This is a genomic window from Rhodococcus sp. PvR099 (assembly GCF_017833315.1).
GTDB classification, from domain to species: domain Bacteria; phylum Actinomycetota; class Actinomycetes; order Mycobacteriales; family Mycobacteriaceae; genus Rhodococcus_G; species Rhodococcus_G oryzae.
Map to the genome: position 1 here is coordinate 5483574 of NZ_JAFIBV010000001.1, position 25023 is coordinate 5508596.

The 25023-nt window shown below is 69.3% G+C and carries 26 protein-coding genes; 9 read left to right on the forward strand and 17 right to left on the reverse strand.

Annotation, left to right across the window (positions count from 1 at the left end; genetic code table 11):
* Window positions 1–109 precede the first annotated feature (109 nt).
* Window positions 110–1783, reverse strand: a complete 1674-nt coding sequence (locus JOE46_RS25300) for a PQQ-binding-like beta-propeller repeat protein (RefSeq protein WP_209928790.1) — start codon at window positions 1781–1783, stop codon at window positions 110–112.
* A gap of 96 nt (window positions 1784–1879) precedes the next feature.
* Between JOE46_RS25300 and JOE46_RS25305 the strand changes: the two genes are divergently transcribed.
* Together JOE46_RS25305 and JOE46_RS25310 are read left to right on the forward strand one after the other, a co-directional pair.
* Window positions 1880–2467, forward strand: coding sequence for a TetR/AcrR family transcriptional regulator (locus JOE46_RS25305; protein ID WP_097210469.1), 588 nt, complete (start codon window positions 1880–1882; stop codon window positions 2465–2467).
* 119 nt (window positions 2468–2586) lie between these two features.
* On the forward strand, window positions 2587–3333 hold the full coding sequence (locus JOE46_RS25310) for a trans-aconitate 2-methyltransferase (RefSeq protein ID WP_209928792.1): 747 nt from the start codon (window positions 2587–2589) through the stop codon (window positions 3331–3333).
* Window positions 3334–3347: 14 nt separating this feature from the next.
* On the opposite strand, the gene JOE46_RS25315 is transcribed toward JOE46_RS25310, so the two are convergent.
* Genes JOE46_RS25315 through iolC form a run of 5 tightly spaced genes read right to left on the reverse strand, consistent with a single transcriptional unit; the run spans window position 3348 to window position 9127 of the window.
* Window positions 3348–4388, reverse strand: coding sequence for a Gfo/Idh/MocA family protein (locus JOE46_RS25315; RefSeq protein ID WP_209928794.1), 1041 nt, complete (start codon window positions 4386–4388; stop codon window positions 3348–3350).
* A 16-nt stretch (window positions 4389–4404) separates the two neighbouring features.
* Complete coding sequence (locus JOE46_RS25320; protein WP_209928795.1) at window positions 4405–5310, reverse strand: sugar phosphate isomerase/epimerase; 906 nt, start codon at window positions 5308–5310, stop codon at window positions 4405–4407.
* Between the two features lie 34 nt (window positions 5311–5344).
* The gene (gene iolD / locus JOE46_RS25325) at window positions 5345–7261 is read right to left on the reverse strand and encodes a 3D-(3,5/4)-trihydroxycyclohexane-1,2-dione acylhydrolase (decyclizing) (RefSeq protein ID WP_374102909.1); all 1917 of its coding nucleotides are present in this window, start codon (window positions 7259–7261) and stop codon (window positions 5345–5347) included.
* Window positions 7262–7263: 2 nt separating this feature from the next.
* Window positions 7264–8157: a 5-deoxy-glucuronate isomerase gene (iolB, locus tag JOE46_RS25330; protein WP_097210658.1), complete on the reverse strand. Its 894-nt coding sequence runs from the start codon at window positions 8155–8157 to the stop codon at window positions 7264–7266.
* Complete coding sequence (iolC, locus tag JOE46_RS25335) at window positions 8150–9127, reverse strand: 5-dehydro-2-deoxygluconokinase (RefSeq protein ID WP_280923558.1); 978 nt, start codon at window positions 9125–9127, stop codon at window positions 8150–8152. Before iolC ends, iolB begins: the two co-directional genes overlap by 8 nt.
* A gap of 179 nt (window positions 9128–9306) precedes the next feature.
* On the opposite strand from iolC, the gene JOE46_RS25340 reads away from it, so the two are divergent.
* Both JOE46_RS25340 and JOE46_RS25345 read left to right on the forward strand, forming a co-directional pair.
* Entirely contained in the window at window positions 9307–10044 is a 738-nt protein-coding gene (locus JOE46_RS25340; protein ID WP_097210474.1) for a GntR family transcriptional regulator, read from the forward strand.
* 52 nt (window positions 10045–10096) lie between these two features.
* Window positions 10097–11212, forward strand: a complete 1116-nt coding sequence (locus JOE46_RS25345; RefSeq protein ID WP_097210475.1) for a CapA family protein — start codon at window positions 10097–10099, stop codon at window positions 11210–11212.
* Between the two features lie 52 nt (window positions 11213–11264).
* Here the strand turns inward: JOE46_RS25345 and JOE46_RS25350 are convergent, their stop codons facing one another.
* Genes JOE46_RS25350 through sdhC form a run of 4 tightly spaced genes read right to left on the reverse strand, consistent with a single transcriptional unit; the run spans window position 11265 to window position 14654 of the window.
* Window positions 11265–12041 (reverse strand): succinate dehydrogenase iron-sulfur subunit, encoded by a 777-nt coding sequence (locus JOE46_RS25350; protein WP_077040951.1) that lies wholly within the window; start codon window positions 12039–12041, stop codon window positions 11265–11267.
* The gene (gene sdhA / locus JOE46_RS25355; RefSeq protein ID WP_077040952.1) at window positions 12041–13792 is read right to left on the reverse strand and encodes a succinate dehydrogenase flavoprotein subunit; all 1752 of its coding nucleotides are present in this window, start codon (window positions 13790–13792) and stop codon (window positions 12041–12043) included. Before sdhA ends, JOE46_RS25350 begins: the two co-directional genes overlap by 1 nt.
* Before the next feature lie 15 nt (window positions 13793–13807).
* On the reverse strand, window positions 13808–14248 hold the full coding sequence (locus JOE46_RS25360) for a succinate dehydrogenase hydrophobic membrane anchor subunit (protein WP_077040953.1): 441 nt from the start codon (window positions 14246–14248) through the stop codon (window positions 13808–13810).
* Between the two features lies 1 nt (window position 14249).
* On the reverse strand, window positions 14250–14654 hold the full coding sequence (gene sdhC / locus JOE46_RS25365) for a succinate dehydrogenase, cytochrome b556 subunit (RefSeq protein ID WP_072753666.1): 405 nt from the start codon (window positions 14652–14654) through the stop codon (window positions 14250–14252).
* 268 nt (window positions 14655–14922) lie between these two features.
* On the opposite strand from sdhC, the gene JOE46_RS25370 reads away from it, so the two are divergent.
* From JOE46_RS25370 to JOE46_RS25380, 3 genes are read left to right on the forward strand one after another with little or no spacing between them, the layout of a single operon-like run.
* Window positions 14923–15342 carry a cytidine deaminase gene (locus JOE46_RS25370; RefSeq protein ID WP_097210659.1) on the forward strand — a complete coding sequence of 140 codons (420 nt, stop codon included), beginning with the start codon at window positions 14923–14925 and terminating at the stop codon, window positions 15340–15342.
* Window positions 15339–16640, forward strand: a complete 1302-nt coding sequence (locus tag JOE46_RS25375) for a thymidine phosphorylase (protein ID WP_209928798.1) — start codon at window positions 15339–15341, stop codon at window positions 16638–16640. Before JOE46_RS25370 ends, JOE46_RS25375 begins: the two co-directional genes overlap by 4 nt.
* Entirely contained in the window at window positions 16637–17728 is a 1092-nt protein-coding gene (locus tag JOE46_RS25380) for an adenosine deaminase (RefSeq protein ID WP_209928799.1), read from the forward strand. Before JOE46_RS25375 ends, JOE46_RS25380 begins: the two co-directional genes overlap by 4 nt.
* Before the next feature lie 4 nt (window positions 17729–17732).
* On the opposite strand, the gene JOE46_RS25385 is transcribed toward JOE46_RS25380, so the two are convergent.
* Genes JOE46_RS25385 through JOE46_RS25405 form a run of 5 tightly spaced genes read right to left on the reverse strand, consistent with a single transcriptional unit; the run spans window position 17733 to window position 21236 of the window.
* Entirely contained in the window at window positions 17733–19004 is a 1272-nt protein-coding gene (locus tag JOE46_RS25385; protein ID WP_209928801.1) for a primosomal protein, read from the reverse strand.
* A 10-nt stretch (window positions 19005–19014) separates the two neighbouring features.
* On the reverse strand, window positions 19015–19320 hold the full coding sequence (locus JOE46_RS25390; protein WP_097210479.1) for a YbaB/EbfC family nucleoid-associated protein: 306 nt from the start codon (window positions 19318–19320) through the stop codon (window positions 19015–19017).
* 19 nt (window positions 19321–19339) lie between these two features.
* Window positions 19340–19696: a hypothetical protein gene (locus JOE46_RS25395; RefSeq protein WP_097210480.1), complete on the reverse strand. Its 357-nt coding sequence runs from the start codon at window positions 19694–19696 to the stop codon at window positions 19340–19342.
* A complete protein-coding gene (locus JOE46_RS25400; protein WP_209928802.1) occupies window positions 19693–20910 on the reverse strand; it encodes a C40 family peptidase in 1218 nt (405 codons plus the stop codon). The genes JOE46_RS25395 and JOE46_RS25400 overlap by 4 nt, the downstream gene beginning before the upstream one ends.
* Before the next feature lie 2 nt (window positions 20911–20912).
* Window positions 20913–21236 (reverse strand): type VII secretion target, encoded by a 324-nt coding sequence (locus JOE46_RS25405; RefSeq protein WP_209928804.1) that lies wholly within the window; start codon window positions 21234–21236, stop codon window positions 20913–20915.
* Between the two features lie 98 nt (window positions 21237–21334).
* Between JOE46_RS25405 and upp the strand changes: the two genes are divergently transcribed.
* The gene (gene upp / locus JOE46_RS25410; protein WP_209928806.1) at window positions 21335–21964 is read left to right on the forward strand and encodes a uracil phosphoribosyltransferase; all 630 of its coding nucleotides are present in this window, start codon (window positions 21335–21337) and stop codon (window positions 21962–21964) included.
* 3 nt (window positions 21965–21967) lie between these two features.
* On the opposite strand, the gene JOE46_RS25415 is transcribed toward upp, so the two are convergent.
* Both JOE46_RS25415 and JOE46_RS25420 read right to left on the reverse strand, forming a co-directional pair.
* The gene (locus tag JOE46_RS25415) at window positions 21968–23473 is read right to left on the reverse strand and encodes a phospho-sugar mutase (RefSeq protein WP_374102910.1); all 1506 of its coding nucleotides are present in this window, start codon (window positions 23471–23473) and stop codon (window positions 21968–21970) included.
* 11 nt (window positions 23474–23484) lie between these two features.
* The gene (locus JOE46_RS25420; RefSeq protein ID WP_209928808.1) at window positions 23485–24297 is read right to left on the reverse strand and encodes a purine-nucleoside phosphorylase; all 813 of its coding nucleotides are present in this window, start codon (window positions 24295–24297) and stop codon (window positions 23485–23487) included.
* A gap of 18 nt (window positions 24298–24315) precedes the next feature.
* On the opposite strand from JOE46_RS25420, the gene JOE46_RS25425 reads away from it, so the two are divergent.
* On the forward strand, window positions 24316–25014 hold the full coding sequence (locus JOE46_RS25425; protein ID WP_097210486.1) for an enoyl-CoA hydratase/isomerase family protein: 699 nt from the start codon (window positions 24316–24318) through the stop codon (window positions 25012–25014).
* Window positions 25015–25023 lie beyond the last annotated feature (9 nt).

Sequence of the window (25023 nt, forward strand, 5' to 3'; positions counted from 1 at the left end):
CACGAACGATGGCGTCGATGCAGGACATCGTCAGCGCAGAGGACCCCGCGCCAGACCGGCCGCGAGGTCCTCTGTGTTTGCCGACGAGTCCTTCCGTACGTATCGGTGCTCAGCTCCCGAAAACGCTGCCGATGCCTTGTCCTGAACTACTGGAGGAGCCACTCGATCCCGAGGATCCGGCCCCTGGGGCGCCGGCGGGGAGGAAGGCCTCGATCCCACCGCGGAGCGGGGGCATCTTGTGCCCGTCAGGCAACCGCGGATCGATTGCGCCACGGGCCGGTTCGAGTGCAGAGGTGCCTATCGCGCCGTACCCGGCGACGACGAGGTCGTTCATCGTGTTCGGCACCGTGAATCCGTCGCTCTCGCCGGTTTCGGCTGCGAGCACCTTCTCGACCATGCCGTTCGCTGGGTCGATCTTCACGAGCCGGAAATCTGTTGCCACGAATGGAGCGCGGCCGGGCCCCAGCGGGACTTTGTAGCCGAGTGAGATCGGTGCGAGCAGTCCGTCGCGGGTGATGGTCGGAGGGCCTCCCGCGCTCCAGGTGGGTTCCCCGACCGTCGGGCTGACCGGGAGGACATCTTTCGCGAGCGCCGAATAGTCACCACTCCAACGCCGTTGGCACTGAGCATCGTAGGAGGTCAGGCTCGCGCCCTGATCGCCGAGCAGGTAGATGTGTCCGTCAGGACCTGCGGTCGGTGAGCCCCCGTTACTGCCGGCATCTGCGGTGCAGCGGATCGCCCCGTCGTTGGCCCCGACCGCGTAGAGGATTCCGGCGTTGTCGGTCACGTAGGCAGCGCTTCCGTCCGCCGAGATCGACGGGCTCGAGCCGCTGCCGCTGCCGACGGGTGCGCTGAAGGCGAGTGTGATCGTGCCCTGCGCACCGTCCGCGCCGGGGGCGTAGTCGATTCCGTAGACGTACCCCTTCGTCATGTCCGATGCGACGGTGAAGATCCGGCCGGTCTTGTTCGACACCGACGGCGTGTTGGCCTGCGGCATGGTGCCGCCCCAGAACAGTTCCCATGCCGGGGCTTTGAGTTCGGGATCGAGTAGTCCGCCGCCGAGGAGAGTGGGCGGTTGGGGTTGGCTCGCCGCCGGCGCCGCGGTGGCAGGCAACTGCGTCACGGGTGCCCGCAACGCTCCGGTCGCCGGGTCGACCACCACCACCTTGTTCCACGTCGTGACACCCATGACGGAGCCGTCAGCGAGGAACTGGGCGGTGACCAGTGGTCGGAACGGGGTTGCCCGGGCGGGTTCCTGCCAGGGGGCGCCCGGGACCGCATCGGGCAGCGGAATCTTCCACTTCACCTGACCATCCGGGCGGAACGCCCACAGCTGATTGCAGTCGCTGACATAGAGCTCGCCGTTGCGGGCTACCAGCGGGCTCTGAAGGACGGCGCAGCTGTCGAAGTCCTCGGAGTTCTGCCACTCGGCAGACTTCCATCTCAGCGTTCCGTCGGGTGCGTACGCGTACAGATTGGATTGACCCGGTCCGAGTCCGGTGGTGACATAGGTCGTCCCATCCGGGCCGACCACGGGGGCTGTGAGCACCGAAGCGTTCGCCAGCCCGGACCATGCGGACTTGTACTCATCACTCGGCGAGACCGGGACCGATTTCCGGTTGCCGGCGTCGCCGTGCAGGGTCGCCCAGCCGGTCTGCGCGTAGTACGCATCGATGCCAGGTGTGTCCGCGGCCGCGTTCGGTGCGCCAACTCCCGTAGCCGCAAGCGCGGCGCAGGCGAGGACGGTCGCGGACCTGCGAGTGATCCATGTCGATTTCAGCAACTAGCACCTCCCGTACAATTAGGCGTTACATGGTGTATCGCCTGAAGCCGTGACAGCATGTAACGCCAGTCACATCGACGTCAAGGGGGAAGTTGGGTGGCGCGGGGAAGCACTACGCACAAGTTGGGGCCGCATCAAGACCCGGCGGTCGACGCCGCGATACTCTCCGCGACTCGCCGATTGCTGGTCGAAGTCGGCTATTCCGATATCACGATCAACTCGATCGCGGCGGCCGCCGGTGTCGGTCGACCCGCCGTCTACCGCCGGTGGCCGGCCAAGGTTCACATCGTTCACGAGGCTGTGTTTCCCCCGTTGACGGCTGAGTGGGTGTCTGACGATCAGGTCGAAAATGAAGTCAGGAGACTGGTTTTCGGTGCGGTGGCGCTTTTCGGTGACCCGGTCACCCGAGAGGCAGTCCCGGGCTTGATGTGCGACATGCGGTCGGATCCTGCCCTGAAGAAGGTCCTGGCCGAGCGCCTGCTTGCGGGGGCCCGCGAAGGCCTCGCGCAGACCCTCGCCGACGGGGCAAGGGCTGGGCAGGTGCGACCGGGAATCGACGCGGGAACTCTGCTCGACACGTTGGCGGGTGCGGCAATCGTTGCACTGTCGATCCGCGAGGTCGACGACCTCGAACGCCTCGCCACCTCGCTGACGGACTTGCTGCTGCACGGCATCCTGGCTTGAGAGGCCGGCGGGCCTGGCAAGTGCGCACGGGGATCTACATCGCATCCCAATATATGGATTCAATTTCTTAAATAATGGACTCGACTGTGTTGGAATGTAGGCAACAGGGAGGGGCTGTTGTGGAGTTGCTGGAGTGGGACGCCCGAACCTACGACGCGCTACCGCTGCCGCACAAGCGGTGGGGCGCCGCCGCGATCGCGCGGCTGGAGCTGGACGGCGGCGAGACCGTTCTCGATCTCGGCTGCGGGACGGGACGGGATGCCGAACGGCTTCTCGGATTGCTCCCGCAAGGCCGGGTGATCGCCGTGGACGGCTCCGCGCAGATGCTGCGGGAGCTGCGCACCCGGCTGGAATCGCAGCTGGATCGAATCGACGTCCTTCATGCGGACGTCCGCGAACCGATGGTCCTGCCGCGACCGGCGGATGCGGCGCTGAGCGTGGCAACCCTGCACTGGCTGCCGGACCACGCGGCGGTGTTTCGCACTGTGGCCGCGGTGCTGCGGCCAGGTGGGAGGTTCGTCGCCGAGGCGGGAGGCGCAGGCAACCTCGCGACATTCCGTACTGCCCTGCGAGCCGTGAGCGGCGCCGACGGCAGCGAGATCTGGAACTTCGCCGGTGCCGCCGAAACGACCGATCGCCTACGGGACGCGGGATTCACCGACATCGACGTCCGCCTGGTCGAGGACCCGGCGACCCTGGAGCGCGGCGAACAACTGGAAGCATTCGTCGCCACCGTTCTGCTCGGCGCCCAGCTGCGTGAGCTACCCGACGACGAACGCAGGCCGTTCGTGCACGCCGTTGCCGAACGGCTGCCCGAGCCGGTCGTCGATTACGTTCGGCTGCAGATCAGCGCGACACGCGGCTGACCTGGCGACGATCCTCACAAGCCGTCGACGGTCGAGCGGGGAACCATGTCCACCTCGATCCGGTCCCAGGTCTCCAGCGATCGGATCCCGGCCGTGCACACCGCGGTGGAGGCATAGCCATCCCAGGCGCCGGGGCCGTCGACACAGTCGCCGGATCCGCCGCCTGCCCGGACGGCGTCCACCCAGCGCTGGACTTCGCTGTCGTAGGCCTGCCCGAACCGCTCCCGGAAGCCGGGCGTGATCTGACCGCCCCACCGTCCGGAGTCGGTCCGCCGCACCAGCCCGACGTCGAGGCCGATCATGGCGCTGCCCCGGTCGCCGACGACCTCGGTTCGCACCTCGTAGCCGACGCCGCTGGTGACGAAGGCCTCGATGTCCACCATCCGGCCGGTCTCGGTCTCCAGGATCACCAGCTGTGGATCCTGAAGTCCTTCCGCCGCATGGGAGCTCGGCGTCGGCCGCAGCACCGTGATCGCCATGATCTCCTCGCCCAACAGGTACCGCGTCGCGTCGATCTCGTGCACCACCGAGTTCCAGATCACCGCCGCGCTGTCGCACTGCGGCGGCACCGCCGGGTTCCGATGGACGCAGTGCATCACGAGGGGCTGGCCGAGCTCGCCCGCATCGATCAGGGACTTGAGCCGCTGGTGCTCGTGATCGAACCGGCGCATGAACCCGACCTGCACGAGCCGCCGACCGAGTTCCGCTTCCCGCCTGACGATCTCGAGTGCGCTCTCGGAGTCGGTGGCCAACGGCTTCTCGCAGAGCACCGGCTTGCCCGCGTTCACGCAGGCGAGTGCCTGCTCTGCATGCACGGCACTCGGCGTGGCGAGCAGGACCGCGTCCACGTCCTCGACGGCGATGGCCTCGAACGGATCGGCCACCAGTTGCGCATCCGGTGCGCTCGCACCGACCTCCGCGGCCCGTTCGGCGGAGGTGTCGCTGATCACCGTGACCCGCGCGCCGCTGATCCGCCGGTTGATCCGGTCCACGTGATCGGCCCCTATGACGCCGACTCCCAGCACGGCCACCCGCAGGCCCTCGGTACCAGACATGGTGTGCTCCTCCTGATCAGTCGAACCGGAGAGCCGGGACACCGCATCCCGACAGGTACTTCTGGGTGCGCGCGGCAATGGGTAGCGGCACGTCGCCCGCACACGGATACAGGTCCTGCTCGACGATCGCGAACAGGTCCACGTCCAGCTTCTCCACCGCGGCGAGCAGCGGGGGCAGTTCGGGGACGCCGCGCGGCGGTTCGACCATCACCCCGAGCATGACGGCCTCGCCGAACGTCAGATCCTGCTCGGCGGCCTTGGCGACGATGGCCGGATCGACCTGCTTGAGATGCAGGTAGCCGATGCGGTCGGGATGGTCGCCGATGATCGCGAGGTTGTCGCCGCCGCAGTAGCTGATGTGGCCGGTGTCCAGGCACAGGTTCACGAACCTCGGGTCGGTGTCCTCGAGAAACCGGACCACCTCGTCCTGTCTGCCGACGTGACTGTCGGCATGGGGGTGGTAACGCAGCGACACCCCGAACTCCTCGAACATCGCCCGGCCGAGCCGGTCGACCCCTGACATCTTGGCGCGCCACTGCTCCGGGGTGAGGTGGCTGTCCTCGCGCACGGTCCCGGTCGCGGGATCGCGCCACATCTCGGGTATCACCACCACCTGACGCCCGCCGGCCCCGGCCGTCAGCGCGGCCACTCGGCGGACCGCATCCCACACCGCATCCCATGAACCCGGCTGGTGCAGGCGCTCGAAGACGGTCCCGGCGGACAGCAGGAGGTCGCGGGCGCCGAGTTCGTCACGGAGCCGCTGCGGGTCGGTGGGCAGGTACCCGAAGGGGCCCAGCTCGATCCACCGGTAGCCGGCCGCGGACACCTCGTCCAGGAACCGCCCGTACGGCACCTGTCGCGGGTCCGCACCGAACCACACACCCCAGGAGACGGGCGCCGATCCGACCCGGATCACGCTCATCATGGCTCCTCTCCAGCCGCTCGGTGCGACTCTCTCAGCTCTCGGACGGGCGCAGGTGGTGCCGCTGGGCCCGCTTGCGGGATTCGTACCCCGCGCGGGCCTGCCGGGCGGACGGCAGGGTCGAGACCTCGGAAACCGGTACATCCCACCAGGACCGGCTGTCCGGCGCGGAGGCCAGCGGGTCGGTCTCGACATACAACACCGTGCTGCGCGCGCTCGCCTTGGCGGTCTTGACGGCGTCGGTGAACTCGCTCGCGGTGCGGGCCGAGATGACGTCGACGCCGAGACTGGCGGCGTTCGCCGCGAGGTCGACCGGCAGCGGGCCGCCGTCGAGTCGGCCGTCCGGCGACCGGTACCGGTATCGGGTGCCGAAGCGCTGCGAGCCAACCGATTCCGACAGCGCTCCGATCGAGGCGAACCCGTGGTTGTCGACCAGCACGACGATCACCTTGATCCCTTCCTGGACCGCCGTCACCAGTTCGGTGGCCATCATCAGATACGAACCGTCGCCGACCATCACGAACACATCGCGCCCGGGGCATGCCATCGCGACGCCGAGACCGCCTGCCACTTCGTATCCCATGCAGGAGTAGCCGTACTCCACCTGATAGCCCGCGCGGTCGCGCACCCGCCACAGCTTGTGCAGGTCACCGGGTAGCGAGCCCGCCGCGCACACGACCACATCCGTCGGGTCCGAGAGCGTGTTCACCAGCTCGATCACCTCGGTCTGGGTGAGACCCGCGCCCGTGGACCGATAGGTCGCGTCGACGGCGGCATCCCAGATCGTCACCAATTCGGTTGCCCGCATCCGGTATTCCTGCGGCACCCGGTGATCGTGCAGTTCCGCGGTGAGGGCATCGAGCGCCTCCCTGGCGTCCGCGACCACGCTCACGCCGGACAGCTTGGCGGTGTCCGCGGAGGCGACGTTGATGTTGACGAACCGCACGTCCGGATGGGCGAACGCGGATCGGGAGGCGGTGGTGAAGTCGGTGTACCGGGTGCCGATCCCGATCACCACGTCCGCCGCGGCGGCGAGCTCGTTCGCGGCGGTGGTCCCGGTGGCGCCGATCGCACCGACGGACTGTGGGTGCTCCGACGCCAGAGCGCCCTTGCCGGACTGGGTCACCGCCACCGGGATCCCGGTGAGCCCGGCGAACCGGGCCAGCGACTCGGACGCGTCCGAGTAGAGGACGCCGCCGCCGGCGACGATGAGCGGTCTGTGTCCGGCACGGATGGCCTCGACCGCGCGCGCCAGCGCGGCGCGCTGCGGCAGGGTACGTCCGATGTGCCAGACCCGCTCCGCGAAAAGCGATTCGGGCCAGTCGTGCGCCTGGGTCTGCACGTCCTGCGGGATCGCCACCGTCACCGCGCCGGTCTCGACCGGATCGGTGAGCACCCGCATCGCGCCGAGCAGTGCCGCGGGCAGCTGCTCGGGCCGCCACACCCGGTCGAAGTATCGCGACACCGGCCGGAAGGCGTCGTTCACCGTGACGTCGCCGCTGGACGGCAGCTCCAGCTCCTGCAGGACCGGGGCGCCGACCCGGGTGGCGAAGGTGTCGGCGGGCAGCAGCAGCACCGGCAGGCGGTTGATGGTGGCGAGCGCGGCGCCGGTGACCATGTTCGTCGCGCCCGGTCCGACGCTCGTCGTCACCGCCCATGTCTGTAGCCGGCCGCGCGCCCGGGCGTACGCGGCGGCGGTGTGCACCATCGCCTGTTCATTGCGCCCGAGCACGTACGGCATCAGGCCCGGATCCTCGAGCTCGGCCTCCAGCAGCGCCTGCCCGAGTCCTGCGACGTTGCCGTGGCCGAAGATCCCGAGAAAGCCAGCGAACAGCCGGACGCGGTCGCCGTCGCGCTCGGTGAACTGGTTCGCCAGGAACCGCACGGCGGCCTGGCCGACCGAGAGCCGCACCGTCGCTTCGGTGTTCGCTACGTCCTGTCGCTCAGCCACGCTCACGCTCCTGTGGTCCGGGGGATGGGCAGCCGGGGGTCGACGTCCTGGCCGAGCCAGGTCTGCCTGACCCAGGCATGGGCGGGATCGTCGACGATCCGCCAGGACCGCCCGGTGCCGGCCCCGGACATCACGTTCAGGTAGTACATGTCGTAGCCGGGCGCGGCCACGGACGGTCCGTGGTAGCCGTGCGGCACCAGCACGGCGTCCCCGGTACGCACCTCGGCCAGCACGTCGATCGGTCGGTCCGGCGTGCCGTACACCCGGTGGAACCCGAACCCGCGACGGCCCCGATCCACCGCCCGCCCTCCGGTCTCGCCGAACTCGAAGTAGTAGATCTCCTCGAGTGCGGACTCGTGTGCGGTGTCCTCGTCGTGCTTGTGGCTGGGGTACGAGGACCAGTTGCCCGCCGGGGTGATCACCTCGCAGGCGAGGATCGAATCGGCGTCGAAGGTGTCGGTCATCGCGAAGTTGTGCACCTGACGACTGCAGTGCCCGGCGCCGCGCAGCTCGACCGGGACCGCGGCCGCCGCGACGTGGCGGAACGGGAGGTCGGTTGCCGCCCGCGCGCCGCACAGGGCGAAGCGCCCGCCGTCGACGCTGCCCACCGCGTACGGACGTCCCCGCCCCACGTAGCCGAAATCGCTCGGTCCGTCGAACACCGATCGCCGACCGGCGAGGGTGATCTCGCGACTCTCGCAGCCCACCGCGGCGGACCCGGACAGCGGCAGCACGATGATCTCGTCGTCGCCGGAGTCGAGGTCGACCCGCCCGCCCGGCGGTAGCTCGAGGATCCACAGGCTCGACGCGCTCCAGCCCGCCGACTCCGGGGTGATGGCCAGCGCGAACGGGCCGTCGGCGGCGGTGCCCGCGGGGAGGTGGTTCGGGTCAGGCATCGACGGCACCCACGGCGGACTGTTCGGCGAGGGCCGCGACCTCGTCCGAGGTCGGCATCGCGGTGGAGCATTCCAGGCGCGAGGCGACGATGGCACCCGCCGCGTTGGCATGGCGCAGCGTCTTCTCCAGCGGCCAGCCGGCGAGCAGGCCGTGACAGAGGCTGCCGCCGAAGCCGTCACCCGCGCCGAGCCCGTTGACCACCTCGACCGTGACGGGCGGCACGGTCACCGTCTCGTCCCGCGTCCTGGCGAGCACGCCTGCAGGCCCGCGTTTGACGACCGCGAGCTCGACGCCGAGGTCGAGCAGCGCGTCGGCCGCCCGGCGTGGATCGCACTCGCCGACCGCGATCTCGCACTCCTCGAGATTTCCCACCGCCACGCTGACCTGTTGTAGCGCCCGCCGCGCCACGGCGGTGGCCGCCGCGGGGGAGTCCCAGAACATCGGCCGGTAGTCGAGGTCGAGCACCGTGTGCCGAGAGCGGCCCCGCGCCAGCCACGCGGCGAAATGAGCGTCGCGGCTTGGCTGTTCGGACAGGCCGGTCAGCGTCGACCAGTACAGCGCCGCGGACCGGACGGCCGCGGTGTCGATCTCGTCCGCGCGCAGCTGCAGATCCGGCGCGGCGGGGCGGCGGTAGAAGTACAGCGGGAACCGGTCGGGCGGGAAGACCTCGCAGAACGTGATCGGTGTCGGGTACTCCTGATCCGTGCGGACGTACCGGTTGTCGACACCGAGGCGGGCGAGTTCCGCGCGCACGAACGCGCCGAACGGATCACTGCCGACGCCGGAGATCAGCGCGCTGCGGAGGCCGAGGCGGGCCGCCGCGACGGCCACGTTTGCCGCGCTGCCGCCCAGGAACTTGCCGAAGAGCTGAGCGTCCTCGAGGCCGACACCGGTCTGCATCGGGTAGAGATCGACGCCGCATCGCCCGATGGCGAGCACGTCGAACAGTCGATTTCCCGTGTTTGCCAAGAGGGACTCCCGACGTTGATGGAGACTGATCTCTGATGCAAACTCTGCGCCACTCCGCGGGGGAATGTCAACCATTTGTCCTGACATTCTAACTTTCGGTCGACTGGTGTTAATCTTCGCCTCAGCCTGCCTTTCGGTGGCCGCACGGGCGCGGTCGCCGTCGATGATCGGAGCCGAGAGTGGCTGCACCGCTTGCCGTTGAACTCGACCGGTCGAGTCCGGTGCCGCTGTACTTCCAGCTGGCGCAGGCGATCGAGGGCGCCATCCTTGTCGGTGACCTGGGGCCGGGGGACCGGTTCGAGAACGAGCTGGATCTCGCCAAGCGGCTGAACCTGTCCCGGCCCACCGCCAGGCGCGCCATCGCGGAACTGGTCGACAAGGGGCTGCTGGTGCGCAAGCGCGGCGTCGGAACCCAGGTGGTGCAGGGCCCGGTACACCGGCCGATCGAGCTGACCAGCCTCTTCGACGACCTCGCCAAGGCCGGCCAGAACCCGACCACCACGCTGCTCGAGTATCGGGTCGGCGCGCCGACCGAGGACGTCGCGCGGGAGCTGAACCTGCTCGGCCAGGAAGAGGTCGCGACCATCCGCCGGCTGCGGCTGAGCAACGGCGAGCCGCTCGCGCTGATGACCAACCACCTGCCCGCGGCCCTCGCGCCCGGCCCCGAGGAACTGGAGACGCACGGGCTGTACCAGTCGCTGCGCACCCGCGGGGTGCACATCCGCCTCGCGCGGCAACGGATCGGGGCCAAGGCCGCCGACCGGGCCGAGGCCGCGCTGCTCGACGAGAAGATCAGGGCGCCGTTGCTGACGATGAACCGCACCGCGTTCGACGACGAGGGCCGGGTGGTGGAATTCGGCAGCCACGTCTACCGCGCGACCATGTATCACTTCGACATGACCGTGGTCGACCGGTAGCCGCCGACCGCGGTGGTCCGAGGTGACTACCGTGGATCTGGGTGATGGACGAATGGCCGAGACGATCACGCTGTTCCTCGCCGGGGACGTGATGACCGGCAGGGGCGTGGACCAGATCCTGCCGTGTCCGGGCTCGCCTGCGCTGCGGGAGCGCTGCGTTCGCGACGCGCGCGAGTATGTCTCGTTGGCCGAGCGGGTGAGCGGCGCGATCGCCGCACCGGTCGACTACGACTGGCCATGGGGTGCGGCGCTGAAGGTCCTCGAGGAGTCAGGGCCCGACCTTCGGGTGATCAACCTGGAGACCGCCGTCACCACCTCCGAGGACTACGCGCCCAAGGGGATCAACTATCGGATGCACCCATCGAATGTCGGGGTGCTCACCGCCGCCGACATCGATGTCTGCGTCCTGGCGAACAACCACATCCTGGACTTCGGCGTCCGCGGTCTCGAGGAGACACTGCGCACGCTTCGCCGCGCGGGTGTCCGGCACGCGGGCGCGGGCCGGACGGCCCGGCAGGCGTGGGCTCCGGTTGCGGTTCACACCGCGGCGGGCCGCGCGCTGATCTGGTCGATGGGCGCCGAGTCCGCCGGTGTCTCGCCCCTGGACGCGGCGAGGGGCGGCCGCCCGGGTCTGGCGCTGCTCGCGGACTTGTCGAACAGCGGCGCCGACGCCGTGATCAACCGGGTGCTGCGGGCGCGCCGCGAAGGCGACCTGGTGGTGGCCTCGGTGCATTGGGGGTCGAACTGGGGTTTCGGTGTGCCAGGGGCGCAGGTGCGATTCGCACACCGGCTGGTCGACGGCGGCGTCGACATCGTCCACGGTCATTCGTCGCACCACCCGCGCCCCGTCGAGATCTACCGAGGCAGGCCGATCCTGTACGGCTGCGGTGACCTGATCAACGACTACGAGGGGATCGGTGGATACGAACGGTTCCGCGACGACCTCAGGCCGCTGTATCTGGTCACTCTCGATGCCGGGACGCACGAGCTTCGCGAGTTCCGGATCGTGCCGATGCAATCTCGGCGGATGCGGCTGCGCCGTGCCTGCGCGGCCGACACCGAATGGCTACGCGGGGTCCTCGACGGACTCGGTCGCGACCTCGGAACCCGGGTGGACGCGGCAGGCGGCGGCGCCCTCCTCGCCCGTCCGGACCGGGGGAGGGAATGACAAAAGGCGCGGTTCCCGTTGCCGGGAACCGCGCCTTCGGTGTCTGAATCGCTTAGCGCGCGAACAGCAGAGCGCGCTTGACTTCCTGGATCGCCTTCGTCACCTGGATGCCACGGGGGCACGCGTCGGTGCAGTTGAAGGTGGTGCGGCAGCGCCACACGCCATCCTTGTCGTTCAGGATGTCCAGACGCTCCGAGGCACCCTCGTCGCGGCTGTCGAAGATGAACCGGTGCGCGTTGACGATCGCGGCGGGGCCGAAGTAGCTGCCGTCGCTCCAGTACACCGGGCACGAGGTGGTGCAGCACGCGCAGAGGATGCACTTGGTGGTGTCATCGAAGCGCGCGCGGTCGGCCTGCGACTGGATGCGCTCGCGGGTCGGCTCGTTGCCGGTGGTCATGAGGAACGGCTTCACGGCGCGGAACGCGTCGAAGAAGGGCTCCATGTCCACGAGCAGGTCCTTCTCCACCGGCAGGCCCTTGATGGGCTCGACCGTGATGGTGAGGGTCTTGCTGGGGTCCTTCGGCAGCATGTCGCGCATCAGGACCTTGCAGGCGAGCCGGTTCACGCCGTTGATGCGCATGGCATCGGAACCGCAGACGCCGTGCGCGCAGGAGCGACGGAACGTCAGCGTGCCGTCCAGGTAGCCCTTCACGTAGAGCAGCAGGTTCAGCAGGCGGTCGGTCGGCAGGGTCGGGACCTGGAAGCTGTCCCAGTGCTGGCCCTCGCCGTCCTCGGGGTTGAAACGGGCGATCTTGAGGGTCACCATCACGGCGCCCTCGGGAACGGGCGGCAGCGCGGGGGCGTCCTTGTCTACAACGGGTGCGGACATCAGTACTTACGCTCCATCGGCTCGTAGCGGGTCATGACTACCGGCTTGTAGTCGAGACGGATGTCGGAGAGCAGACCGTCGCCTTCCTTGTAGGCCATGGTGTGCTGCATGTACTCGGCGTCGTTGCGGTCCGGGTAGTCCTCGCGCGCGTGGCCGCCGCGGGACTCCTTGCGGTTGAGCGCGCCGACGACGGTCACCTCCGCCATCTCCAGCAGGAAGCCGAGCTCGACGGCCTCGAGCAGGTCGCTGTTGTAGCGCTTGCCCTTGTCCTGCACGGTGATGTGGTTGTACCGCTCCTTGAGGGCGCGGACGTCCTTGAGTGCGTTGCTCAGCGTGGTCTCGGTGCGGAACACGGACGCGTTGTTGTCCATGGTCTGCTGCAGCTCGGTGCGGATGTCCGCGACCCGCTCGCTGCCGTGGTCGGAGAGGATGACCGCGAGCCACTCCTCGACCATCTTCGCCGGGTTCTCCGGCAGCGGCACGAAGTCGGTGTTCTCGGCGTGCTCGGCGGCCGCGATGCCGGCGCGACGGCCGAACACGTTGATGTCGAGCAGCGAGTTGGTGCCGAGACGGTTCGCGCCGTGCACGGAGACGCAGGCGCACTCGCCCGCGGCGTACAGGCCGGGAACGATGTCGTCGTTGTTGCGCAGCACCTCACCGCGGATCTTGGTGGGGATGCCGCCCATCACGTAGTGGCAGGTCGGGTACACGGGCACCAGCTCGGTGACCGGGTCGACGCCCAGGTAGGTGCGGGCGAACTCGGTGATGTCGGGGAGCTTCTCCTCGAGCACCTCCTCGCCGAGGTGGGTCACGTCGATGTAGACGTAGTCCTTGTTCGGGCCTGCGCCGCGACCCTCGAGCACCTCGAGCACCATGGAACGGGCCACGATGTCGCGGGGCGCGAGGTCCTTGATGGTGGGGGCGTAGCGCTCCATGAAGCGCTCACCGTCCGCGTTGCGGAGGATGCCGCCCTCGCCTCGGACGGCCTCCGAGATCAGGATGCCAAGGCCCGCGAGGCCTGTCGGATGGAACTGGTGGAACTCCATGTCCTCCAGGGGCAGGCCCTTGCGGAAGATGATGCCCATGCCGTCACCGGTGAGGGTGTGGGCGTTGGAGGTGGTCTTGTACATGCGTCCCGAGCCGCCGGTGGCGAACACGATGGACTTGGCATGGAAGACGTGGATCTCGCCGGTGGAGAGCTCGTAGGCGATGACGCCCGTCGCGACGGGGCCCTCCTCGGTCTCCGTCAGCGCGATGTCGAGCGCGTAGAACTCGTTGAAGAACTCGACGTCATGCTTGACGCAGTTCTGGTAGAGCGTCTGCAGGATCATGTGACCGGTGCGGTCCGCGGCGTAACACGCACGGCGCACGGGCGCCTTGCCGTGGTCACGGGTGTGCCCACCGAAGCGGCGCTGGTCGATCTTGCCCTCGGGGGTCCGGTTGAACGGCAGACCCATCTTCTCGAGGTCGAGGACCGCGTCGATGGCTTCCTTGGCCATGATCTCGACCGCGTCCTGGTCGGCGAGGTAGTCGCCGCCCTTGACGGTGTCGAAGGTGTGCCACTCCCAGTTGTCTTCCTCCACGTTCGCCAGCGCGGCGCACATGCCGCCCTGGGCCGCGCCGGTGTGGCTGCGGGTGGGGTAGAGCTTGGTCAGGACCGCGGTGCGCACCCGAGGGCCGGCCTCGATGGCTGCGCGCATGCCGGCGCCGCCGGCACCGACGATGACCACGTCATAACGATGTTCCTGCATGAAGTTTCTGCTCCCCTAGCTCGCGACGATATTGGGGTCGAAGGTGAAGATGACGTAGGTGCCCAGGCCCATGATCAGGATCATCGACACCACGAGAACCGTGTTGAGCCAGAAGCGCGTCGAATCCTTGCGCGAGTAGTCCGCGATCACGGTGCGCAGGCCGTTGCCGCCGTGCAACTGGGCGAGCCAGAGCATGGTGAGGTCCCAGAACTGCCAGAACGGGCTGGACCAGCGACCCGCGACGAACGCGAAGTTGATGCGGTGCACGCCGTTGTCAACCATCAGCATGATGAACAGGTGCCCCAGGACCAGCACGATCAGCGCGAGTCCGGACAGGCGCATGAACAGCCAGGCGTAGAGCTCGAAGTTGTTCTTCGCGACGCGGCGCGGCGAACGCGGGTTCTCCAGGCTGGCGGGACGGTCGTAGGACGTGCCGAGAGTCTTGGCTTCAGTCATGTCAGTGCCCCGCAAACATGTTGTAGAAGATGCGACCGGCGCCGGGAATCATCACGACGAACCAGATCGCGATGATGATCCAGAGCATCGGGCGCTGGTACTGCGGACCCTTCGACCAGAAATCGACGAGCATCACGCGGACGCCGTTGAGTGCGTGGTAGAGAACCATCGCGACCAGGGCGAGCTCCATGAGCCCGACGAGCGGGTTCTTGTAGGTCTCGATGACCCGGTCGTAGGTGTCCGGGTTGACTCGCACCAGTGCGGTGTCGAGAACGTGAACGAAGAGAAAGAAGAATGTCGCGACTCCGGTGATCCGGTGTAGAACCCAGGACCACATGCCGGGGTCGCCCCGGTATAGCGACCGTGTGCGCTCCTTCGCCGGAGCGGCTTCAGTCGTGCTACTCATCGAGTGCTGTGCCTCCAACGTCTTTGGTGGACGTGCCGCACCCCGTTTGGCTGTTTCATCTGGGACGACCCTGGAGTTTTCAGCCTTGGCGCGACGTGTACCTGAACCGACTGACTGAACTGTAATCCCCGTCCAATCGGGGAACTAATTCGAGAGGCGGTTCGTACGACGAGGTGGCGACCTTCTTAGGTTTGCCTGCCCAATGGCCCGAGGGGCCATCTCGGGGATCTTCTGCATCCATTCAGTGGGCGTGCCAGGATGGCTCACCGTGGCCCAAATCGATTGGAAAACGTTGCGCGACAATGCTGATCGCGCCATGAGATCCGCCTACGCGCCCTACTCGGGGTTCCCGGTGGGCGCGGCGGCGCTGGTCGACGATGGACGAATCGTCGTCGGATGCAATGTGGAAAATGTCTCATACGGACTCGGCCTGTGCGCCGAATGTGGACTGGTCAGTAACTTGCACTCTACGGGCGGCGGGACCCTCGTCGCCTTCAGTTGCCGGGACGGCAGCGGGCAGACGCTGATGCCGTGCGGACGCTGCAGGCAACTACTGCTCGAGCACGGTGGCGGCGACCTCCTGGTCGATGCTCCCGGCGGAGCCGTGCCGCTCGCAGAGCTCTTACCTGCGGCGTTCGGGCCGCAGGACCTGGACCGGGTGCGGCAGGACGGAGGGGCGAGGTCATGACCGATCCCGTCTCCGTCATCACAGCCAAGCGGGACGGCGGTGAGCTCAGCGCGGCGCAGATCCACTGGGTGATCGACGCGTACACCAGGGGCGAGGTCGCGGACGAGCAGATGTCGGCGCTGGCCATGGCGATCGTCTTCCGCGGACTCACCAGGGCGGAAACCGCCGCATGGACGGATGCGATGGTCGCCTCGGGCGGCCGGATGGACTTCTCGCGCCTGCGCAGGCCGACGGTGGACAAGCATTCGACCGGCGGTGTCGGCGACAAGATCACCCTGCCGCTGGCCCCGCTGGTGGCCGCCTGCGGGGCGGCCGTCCCGCAACTGTCCGGGCGCGGCCTCGGCCACACCGGGGGCACCCTCGACAAGCTTGAGTCGATTCCGGGCTGGCGAGCCGATCTCGGGGCCGAGGAGATTCACTCGATCCTGTCGGACCCCGACGTCGGCGCGGTGGTGTGCGCCGCGGGCTCGGGCCTGGCGCCCGCCGACCGCAAGCTCTACGCGCTCCGCGATGTGACCGGCACCGTCGAGTCCATCCCGCTGATCGCCAGCTCGATCATGAGCAAGAAGATCGCGGAGGGGACCGGGGCGCTGGTGCTCGATGTGAAGGTCGGCTCCGGTGCCTTCATGAAGAACCTCGACGACGCGCGGGAATTGGCGTCCACCATGGTCGATCTCGGCGCTGATGCGGGGGTCCGCACGGTCGCCCTCCTCACCGCGATGGACAGCCCGCTCGGCAACACCGCGGGCAACGCCCTCGAGGTGGCGGAGTCACTGGAGGTGCTCGCGGGCGGCGGGCCCGCCGATGTCGTGGAACTGACGCTGACGCTCGCCAGGGAGATGCTCGCGGCGGCAGGCATCGACGGGATCGACCCGGAGCGGGCGCTGCGCGACGGGCGGGCGATGGATCGCTGGCGGTCGATGGTCCGCGCACAGGGCGGGGACCCACGCGCCGCCCTGCCGACCGCCCGCCATCACGAGGTCGTGCGGGCGACCGAGTCCGGCGTGCTGACCCGGCTCGACGCCATGGCCGTCGGTGTCGCGGCCTGGCGGCTCGGCGCGGGCCGCGAGCGTCAGGGTCAGGCCGTGCAGGCAGGCGCGGGGGTGCGCTGGCACGCCAAACCCGGGGAGACCGTCGCCGCTGGTCAGCCGCTGTTCACGCTGTACAGCGACACGCCGCGGCTGTTCGACCCGGCGCTGGCCGCCCTTGCGGACGCGTGGAGCGTCGGCGACACGCCGCCGTCGACGCCGCTGGTCTTCGAGCGGATCGGCCTGAGCGGGTCTAGCGTCGGAGCATGAGCCCGACACCGCTCGATCTCGCCCACATCAGGACCGCGCCCAAGGCACTCCTGCACGATCACCTCGACGGCGGACTGCGGCCGGCGACCGTGCTCGAGCTGGCTCAGCAGGTCGGCTACGACGCCCTGCCCGCCGCCGACGCCGACTCGCTGGCGGAGTGGTTCGCCGAGGCCGCGGGCAGCGGCTCCCTGGTGCGCTATCTGGAGACCTTCGAGCACACGGTCGCGGTGATGCAGACGCAGGAGGGGCTCGCCCGGGTCGCAAGGGAGTGTGCCGAGGACCTGGCCGCGGACTCGGTGGTCTACGCCGAGGTGAGGTTCGCCCCGGAGCAGCACCTGGAGGCGGGGCTGAGCCTGGACGAGGTGGTGCACCACACGCTGCTCGGGTTCGAGGAGGGTGTGGCCGCGGCACGCGAACTCGGACGCGAGCTCCGGATCGGCTGTCTGCTCACCGCCATGCGGCACGCCGCCAGGTCGCGGGAGATCGCCGAACTGGCCGTGCGGTTCCGGGATCGCGGGGTGGTCGGATTCGACATCGCGGGCGCCGAGGCCGGGCATCCGCCGAGCAGGCACCTCGACGCATTCGAGTACATGCGGACGAGCAACGCGCACTTCACCATCCACGCGGGCGAGGCGTTCGGGCTACCGTCCATCCACGAGGCCATCGCGTTCTGCGGCGCGGATCGGCTGGGCCACGGGGTGCGGATCACGGACGACATCACCGTGGCCTCGGACGGCACCGCGAGCCTCGGCCGGCTCGCGAACTACGTGCGGGACAAGCGCATCCCGTTGGAGCTGTGCCCGAGTTCGAACGTGCAGACCGGTGCGGTGGAGAGCCTGGAGAAGCACCCCTTCGACCTGCTGGCGAGGGAGCGCTTCCGTGTCACGGTGAACACCGACAACCGGCTGATGAGCGCGACCAGCATGAGCGAGGAGATGCTGAAGCTGGTCACGACGTTCGGCTACGGCTGGAGCGACCTGGAGCGGTTCACGATCAACGCGATGAAGTCCGCGTTCATCCCGTTCCCCGAGCGTCTGCGCCTGATCGACGAGGTGGTCAAACCCGGCTACGCGGTGCTGATCGGCTAGCCGATCACTCGACCCGCAGGCGCGCCTCGAACTCGCGCTCGAGCACCCGCCAGGCCTCCGATTCGGCGTCGAACGGCGGGTTCGGTGCCATTCGGGTGGGGTCGGGGTTGAGCGTGTACGAGACGTACCAGCCGAGCGGCGTGGATGCGGCGAGAGCCTGCTCGGTGGAGTCGTCGTCCGCGTAATCGGCTGCGTCGGTGAACAGTTCGACCGCGAGGTCGAGCTGGTCCGCGTCGACCGACTGGGGTCCCTGCGCGAGATCGTCCGCGAGGCCCGGCAACACGTAGACGTTCTCGTCGGTGACCTCGATCTCGAGCGCGCCGTCGACCGCCGCGGTCTGCACGTCCGAGTAGGTGCTCACCTGTGCGAGGTCGTGGTCGTGGTTGTCGGCCAGGTAGCGGGCCAGCGCGCGCTCCGAGGTGAAGACCAGGATGCGGCCCGACCTGCCGAGGAAGATCGGATCGTCGTCGAGGTAGCACCGCAGCGTGTAGTACTCCGCGCCCGAGGTGATGATCTTGATCGGGTCGATGCCGACGGACGCCCAGAACGACTCGTCCTCCGCGGCAAGGGCGATCGGGTCGGCGGTGTCGTCGTCGAGGTCGACCGTCATGAACTCGAGGTCGTCCTCGTCCTCGTCGGATTCCTCCGCGGCGTCCTCTGCGTCGACGATGTTCTCCTCGGCGGCAAGGATTTCGGCCTCGGCGACCGCGACGGCGGCCTTGTCGACCTCTGGGGTCGCGACGATCGCATCGATCGCGTCGAGCACGTCGTCCCAACCGCTCGCGACCGCGGTGCCGATCTGGACCCACAGCTCCTCGCCGTCGCGGCCCGCGAACGCGTTCACCCCGCCGGGCAGTGCCCCGAGGACGGGATGGCCGCCGAAGAACTTGGTGACGGCGTCGAGCTCGCACACCTCGCCGATGGTGCGCACCATCTCGAGGGTCTCCTCGAGCTCGGCGATGGTCAGGGCGTCCGGATCCCCCGCGGCGAGCTCGGGCACGCCGACCAGGTCGTAGACGTGCGTCTCGTCGGGTTCCAGCTCGGAGGCCCCCAAGGCCGACAACGTCGACCAGGACGGGTGCTCGACCAGGTCGTTGTCCGAGTTGGTGCGGGTGAACGCGGCCAGTTCGCCGACCGATTCGAAGGCGTAGAGGTCCTCGTCGTGACCGAGGAACGCCTCCCACTCGTCGTCCCCCTCGCGCCACTGGGGAGCCCACAGCGTGACGAGGTCACCATCGGTGAGACCGAGCTGGATCGGGACGATGTCTCCTGCCATGGCTGGCAGCCTAGTCGGTGAACGCGGCCTGCAGCGACGCCAGTATCCGTTCCCGGCGGTCGGCCACCATCTGGGCTGCCCTTGCCGCGGTGGCGGTGATCATCGCCGCGAGCTCGCGGGAGTCGACATGGGCGATCGACTCGGAGATCCACAGGCCGCTCATCCCGCCGTTCTGGTCGACCTCGACGCTGACCAGACCCGATTCGTGGGTCACCCGGGCCCGCGCGCGGGTGAGGTCGTGCAGCGCGTCCTCGAGGCTGTTGGCCAGGCCGGTGGCACGCTCGACCACGAGGTCCATCTGGTGTCCGCTGTTCACGGCGTTGTCCTTCGTTCGTTCACAGCTGCCGCATCCAACTCGTGGGGGCGGCTTCTTCCTCGTCCTCCTGGTACGCGGCGGCGGCCAACTCGTTCCTGGTCGGCAGGCCGAGCGCGTCGAGCACCTCGGCGGGCACGCCCTGCTCGGTCAGGTCGGCGCGTCTGCGGACCTTCGCCTCCGCCGTGGCGCGCGTGCAGACCTCGAGGATCGAGGCGGCAAGTTGCGTTCCGCCATAACGGAGTTCGCGCTGGTCGATGTGGATCGCCAGGGGCATGCCCTGATCGGTGGCGCGCACGGTGACGGTTCCCGCGCGGTTTCCCACCGTCGCGACAGCGACCTCCTCGGCCGTCGCGACCGCGACCTCGTCGGCGTTCATTCGGTCGGCCTGTAGAAGCCATGGAAGCCCATGCCGATGTTCTCGGTGCGGACCGAACTCACCTGCACTGGATCCCCGGCCTCGACCATCTGACCGTTTCCGATCACCATCGCGACGTGGCCGTCCCAGACGGCGAGGTCGCCGGGCTGCAGGTCGGATTGGCTCACCGGGACGCCCACGTTCTGTTCCTGGGCGAGCCGGGGGATCTCCACGCCTGCTTCGCCGTACGCCCACTGGGTGAGCCCGGAGCAGTCCAGGCCCTGGCCGGGAGTGGTGCCACCCCACTCGTAGGGCACGCCCTGCTGGCTGAGCGCGTTGCGGACCGCGTCCGCGGCCTCCCGGTTCGGTGCCATCGCGGTGCTGCCGTCGGGCAGGAAGATCTCGACGCCCTCGCTGCTGCCCAGCGGGTCCGAGCTGCTGCCGGTTCGCTGGCGGGTGGGGGCCTTGCCGATCTCGGGGGGAGCGGTGCCCGCGCCCCGCCCGAGCGGGTTGCCGCCGCCGAGCCCGCGTCCGGGCTGACCCATCGCGCCGCTGAAGCCGGAGTAGGCGTTGCTCGGGGCGGACGAGGCGGCGTTGCCGAAGCTGTTGCCGAAGCCGCTGAAGGCGTCGCCGCGCTGCTGCAGCGAGGACGCGGGAGTGGTGCCGGCGCCCGCGGATGCCGTGGGGCGGATCGGGGCCTGCGCGGCACCGGGGTCCGCGGGATCCGTTGACTGCTCGGGTGCGGTCAGCGCCGTCATCTTCGCGGTGTGCGCGGTCAGCTCGGCACGGACGCGGGCAACGACCGTCAGCCCACGGGAGAGGTGATCGATCGCGGCGGCGATGATCATGATCTGGCCGGGCGGGGTGGTGAGCGTGGGGCCCGCCGCGACGGCGACCGAGATGAACGACTGCAGGATGCCCTCGAGTTCGACCATCCCGGTGTTCACGTCGCGGGACGCGACCGTGAGGACCCCGGCGATCTCGTTGCCCCGGTCGGAGAGCTGAACCTGCTGGGCCTGGGCCTGGTCCGCCTTCGCCACGGCGGCATCGGACGCGACACCGGTCCACACGCCGCCGAGTTCGGCGATGCCGAGTTTGCCGACCGCGTACGCGGAGTCCAGCGCGATCGAGGCGATCTTCATGGCATCGGCCGGTCCGCCGGACGGCATCACGCCGGTGCCGAACGTCTCCACGAGTTCGATGATGGGGCGGGCGAGGAGGTCGATCCCGATCATGCTCAGGCCTCCAGTCCGTTGCCCGTGGCGCTGAGGCCGGTGGCCGCGCCCAGGTCCGCGGAGTCGTACGCCGCGGCCGAGGCGTGCGCGGCCTCGCTCATGCTGCCGAGTGTCCGCGCGAGGTTCGTCAGCGCGGCCGCGTGGCCGCCGTGCGCCGTCGCGAAGGCGGCGACGAAATCGCCGCCGATCAGCCCGAAGGCGGGTCCGAGCAGAACGGGGCCCGCCGCCGCCGTCCCCATCGCGGCGGTCTCGACCTGCGCCGCCATCGACGAGGCCGTCGCGCCGTAGGCGCGGATGCCCTCGGTCACGGCCGAAAATTCACTCATGTCGTTCCCCCGGGGTCAGAACTGTGCGTTACATGGTTGGACGCCGCCGACGTCGTTCCGGTTCCATCGACGCGAATTCCCCGCATATTCTTTTCGCCATGGACACCCATGTGGTTGATCACCCGCTCGCCGCCTCGCTGCTGACCACGATGCGCGACGCGGGCACCGACAACCCGACCTTCCGCTCCGCGCTGCGCGAGCTGACCCAGATGCTCATCTACGAGGCCATCCGCGACGCCGAGATCGAGGTGTTCGAGGTGCAGACCCCGGTCGCACCCGCCCGCGGGGTCCGGCTGGCCACGCCGCCGTTGCTGGTGCCGGTGCTGCGTGCCGGGCTCGGCATGGTCGAGCAGGCGAGTTCGTTGATCCCGCAGTCGCAGGTCGGCTTCGTCGGCATGGCCCGTGACGAGCAGACCCATCAGCCCGTGCCGTACCTCGAATCGCTGCCCGACGACCTGTCCGGGATCCCGGTGTACGTGCTCGACCCGATGCTCGCCACCGGCGGCTCGATGGTGCGCACCATCGAACTCCTCGTCACCAGGGGAGCGGCCGACATCACCGCGGTGTGCGTTGTCGCCGCCCCGGAAGGCGTCACGGCCCTGAAGGACTCGGGATTCCCGGTCCGGTTGGTCACCGCGAGCATCGACGAGGGACTCAACGACGACGCGTACATCGTCCCCGGTCTCGGCGATGCGGGCGACCGACAGTTCGGCCCGCGCTGGATCTGAGCGTCAGAGTTCGCGCGCGTAGTCGCGCAGCTCGCTCAGTCGGCGCGCGGCCTCGGCCCGCGCTCGGTCAAGGCCGGCGCGGTCGTCGACGTCCACGACGACCTCCAGGTAGCACTTGAGCTTGGGCTCGGTTCCGGACGGCCGCACCACCATTCGGGTGCGTTCACCGCGCAGCACGACCGCGTCGGTGCGCAGCGCGCCGCGCCGGGCCAGCAGGTCCTCGGCGGTGACCACGTCGCCGGCCAGCGACCGCGGCAGGTCGGCACGCAGGCGGGCCATCAGGTCCGCGAGCTCACCCTGGTGCCCGACCCGCCGCGACACCTGGTCGCCCGCGTGCACCCCGAACTCGACCGCGTAGTCGTCGAGGACGTCGGGCAGGGATCGGCCCCGCGCCTTGAGCCCCGCCGCCAGATCGGCCATCAGCACGGCAGCGGAGATCCCGTCCTTGTCGCGGACCGCCTCCGGGTCGACGCAGTGCCCGAGCGCCTCCTCGTAGGCGTAGACCAGGCCGGCGCCCGCCCGGACCAGCCACTTGAAGCCGGTGAGCGTCTCGGCGAACCGGGCGCCCCTTGCCGCCGCCACCTTCGCGAGCAATTGCGAGGACACGATCGTGGTCGCCAGGAGGGGATCAGGCCCCGCGGTGGCCAGCACGTGGTCGCCGAGCAGGACGCCGGTCTCGTCGCCGCGCAGCATCCGCCACCCGTCGGGTCCTGGGACGCCGACCGCGCACCGATCCGCGTCCGGGTCGAGCGCGATCGCGAGGTCTGCGCCGACGCTCTCGGCGAGCTCGAGCAGGGCGTCGGTGGCCCCGTCCTCCTCGGGATTGGGGAACCGCACGGTGGGAAAGTCGGGGTCGGGATCGAATTGGCTTGTCACGGTGTGCAGATCGGTGAATCCGGCCGCGGTCAGGGCGGCGATCGCGGTGTCCCCGCCGACTCCGTGCAGCGGGGTCAGCGCGATGCGCAGGTCCCGGTTGCTCCCGTGTGGGAGCGCCGCCACCCGCGCGAGGTACTCGGTGAGCAGCGCGTCGTCGGTGGGAGTGGCGGGGGCCCTGCGAACCGCGAGGGCCGGACCGACCGCCGCGATGGCGTGCTCGATCTCTCGGTCGGCGGGCGCGATGAGCTGTGCCCCGCCGTCCGTGTACACCTTGTATCCGTTGTCCGTTGCGGGATTGTGCGAGGCGGTGATCTGGACTCCCGCGGCGGCGCGGAGCCTGCGGACGGCGAACGCCAGCACCGGTGTCGGCAGTGGTCGGGGCAGCACCACCACGTCGAATCCAGCCGCTGCGAGCACCTCCGCGGTCGCGGCGGCGAACTCCCGCGAACCGTGCCGCGCGTCCCGGCCGACCACCACGGTGGACCCGCCGAGGCAGCGGGCCTGCAACCAGGACGCCAGCCCGGCGGTGGTCCGGACGACGGTGTCGACGTTCATCGCGCCCGGACCCGGACCCAGCGGTCCGCGCAGTCCGGCGGTGCCGAAGGTCAGCGGTGTCCCGCTCTCGTCCGTCACTGTCTGGTCCGTCACAGCCGGGCGACCAGGTCGCGGAGCAGTTCGCCGATCCGGGCGGCGGACGCGGCACCCGCCGCGAGCACCTCGGAGTGGTCGAGCGGTTCGCCGGTGATGCCTGCGGCCAGGTTGGTCACCAGCGACAGCCCCAGCACCCGTGCGCCGATCGCCCGGACCGCGATCGCCTCGTGCACGGTCGACATCCCGACCAGATCGGCGCCGAGCACCCGCAGCATCCGGATCTCGGCGGGGGTCTCGTAATGCGGTCCCGGCAGGCCCGCGTACACGCCCTCGGCCAGTGTCGGGTCGATCCGCCTGGCGAGCGCGCGCAGATCGGGGGAGTACGCGTCCACCATGTTCACGAACTCGGCGCCGACCAGCGGCGACCTGGCCGTCAGGTTCAGATGGTCGGAGATCAGGACCGGTGTACCGACACTCATGCCCTCCCGGATCCCACCCGCCGCGTTGGTCAGGATCACGGTCCCCGCGCCCGCGGCGCAGGCCGTCCGGACCGGGTGCACCACCCGGGTCAGGTCGTGCCCCTCGTACGCGTGCGTGCGACCGAGCAGCAGCAGCACCCGGGTGTCGCCGACGCGCACCGAGCGCACCTGCCCGGCGTGCCCGGACGCGGACGGAGCGGCGAAGCCGGGCAGTTCCGCCATCGGCACCGTGGCGGTCGGGACACCGAACGCATCCGCGGCGGCCTGCCAACCGGAGCCGAGCACCACCGCCACGTCGTGGGCGGGTACACCGGTGCGTTCGGCGAGCACACTCGCGGCCCGCGCCGCGGTGCCGAACGGGTCGGCGACCAAATCGGAATCGTCCATGGCCGCTATTGTGCCCATATGCCATTTCTTGAGCGCGACGGCGACGTATTCATCCTGTACCTCGGTGCCGAGGGTCAGACGGACAGCGAGAACCGCTTCCATCCGGACTGGATCACCGAGATCCACGCGAAGCTGGACGAGGTCGAGGCCCATGAGGGTCCCGCTGCCCTGGTCACCTACGCCACCGGCAAGTTCTACAGCAATGGTCTCGACACCGATTGGCTGTTCGGCAACCTCGACAAGTCGCACTGGTACCTGGACCAGGTGCACACCGTGTTCACCCGGCTGCTGAACTTCCCGATGGTCACGGTCGCCGCCGTGCAGGGCCACGCGTTCGGGGCGGGCGCCATGCTCGCCACCTCGCAGGACCTGCGCGTGATGCGCGCGGACCGGGGCTTCTACAGCCTGCCGGAGGCGGCACTGAACATGCCGTTCACCATCGGCATGAACGCGCTGATGACGACCGCCCTGCCCCGCCAGACCGCGGTCGAGGCGATGACCACCAGCCGCAGGTACGGCGGTCCGGACGCGCTGGCGGCCGGGATCGTGAACCAGACGGCGGACGGCGACGGCGTGCTGGCCGCCGCGGTGGCGCGGGCGGCGGCGTCGACGGCGCTGCACGGGCCGAACCTCGCCGGGATCAAGTCCGGTATCCACCGGCCGGTCCTCGAGGCTTTCGCCGTGCCGACGGATCCGTCGAACCTCAGCTTCGGGTAGCCATCGGGC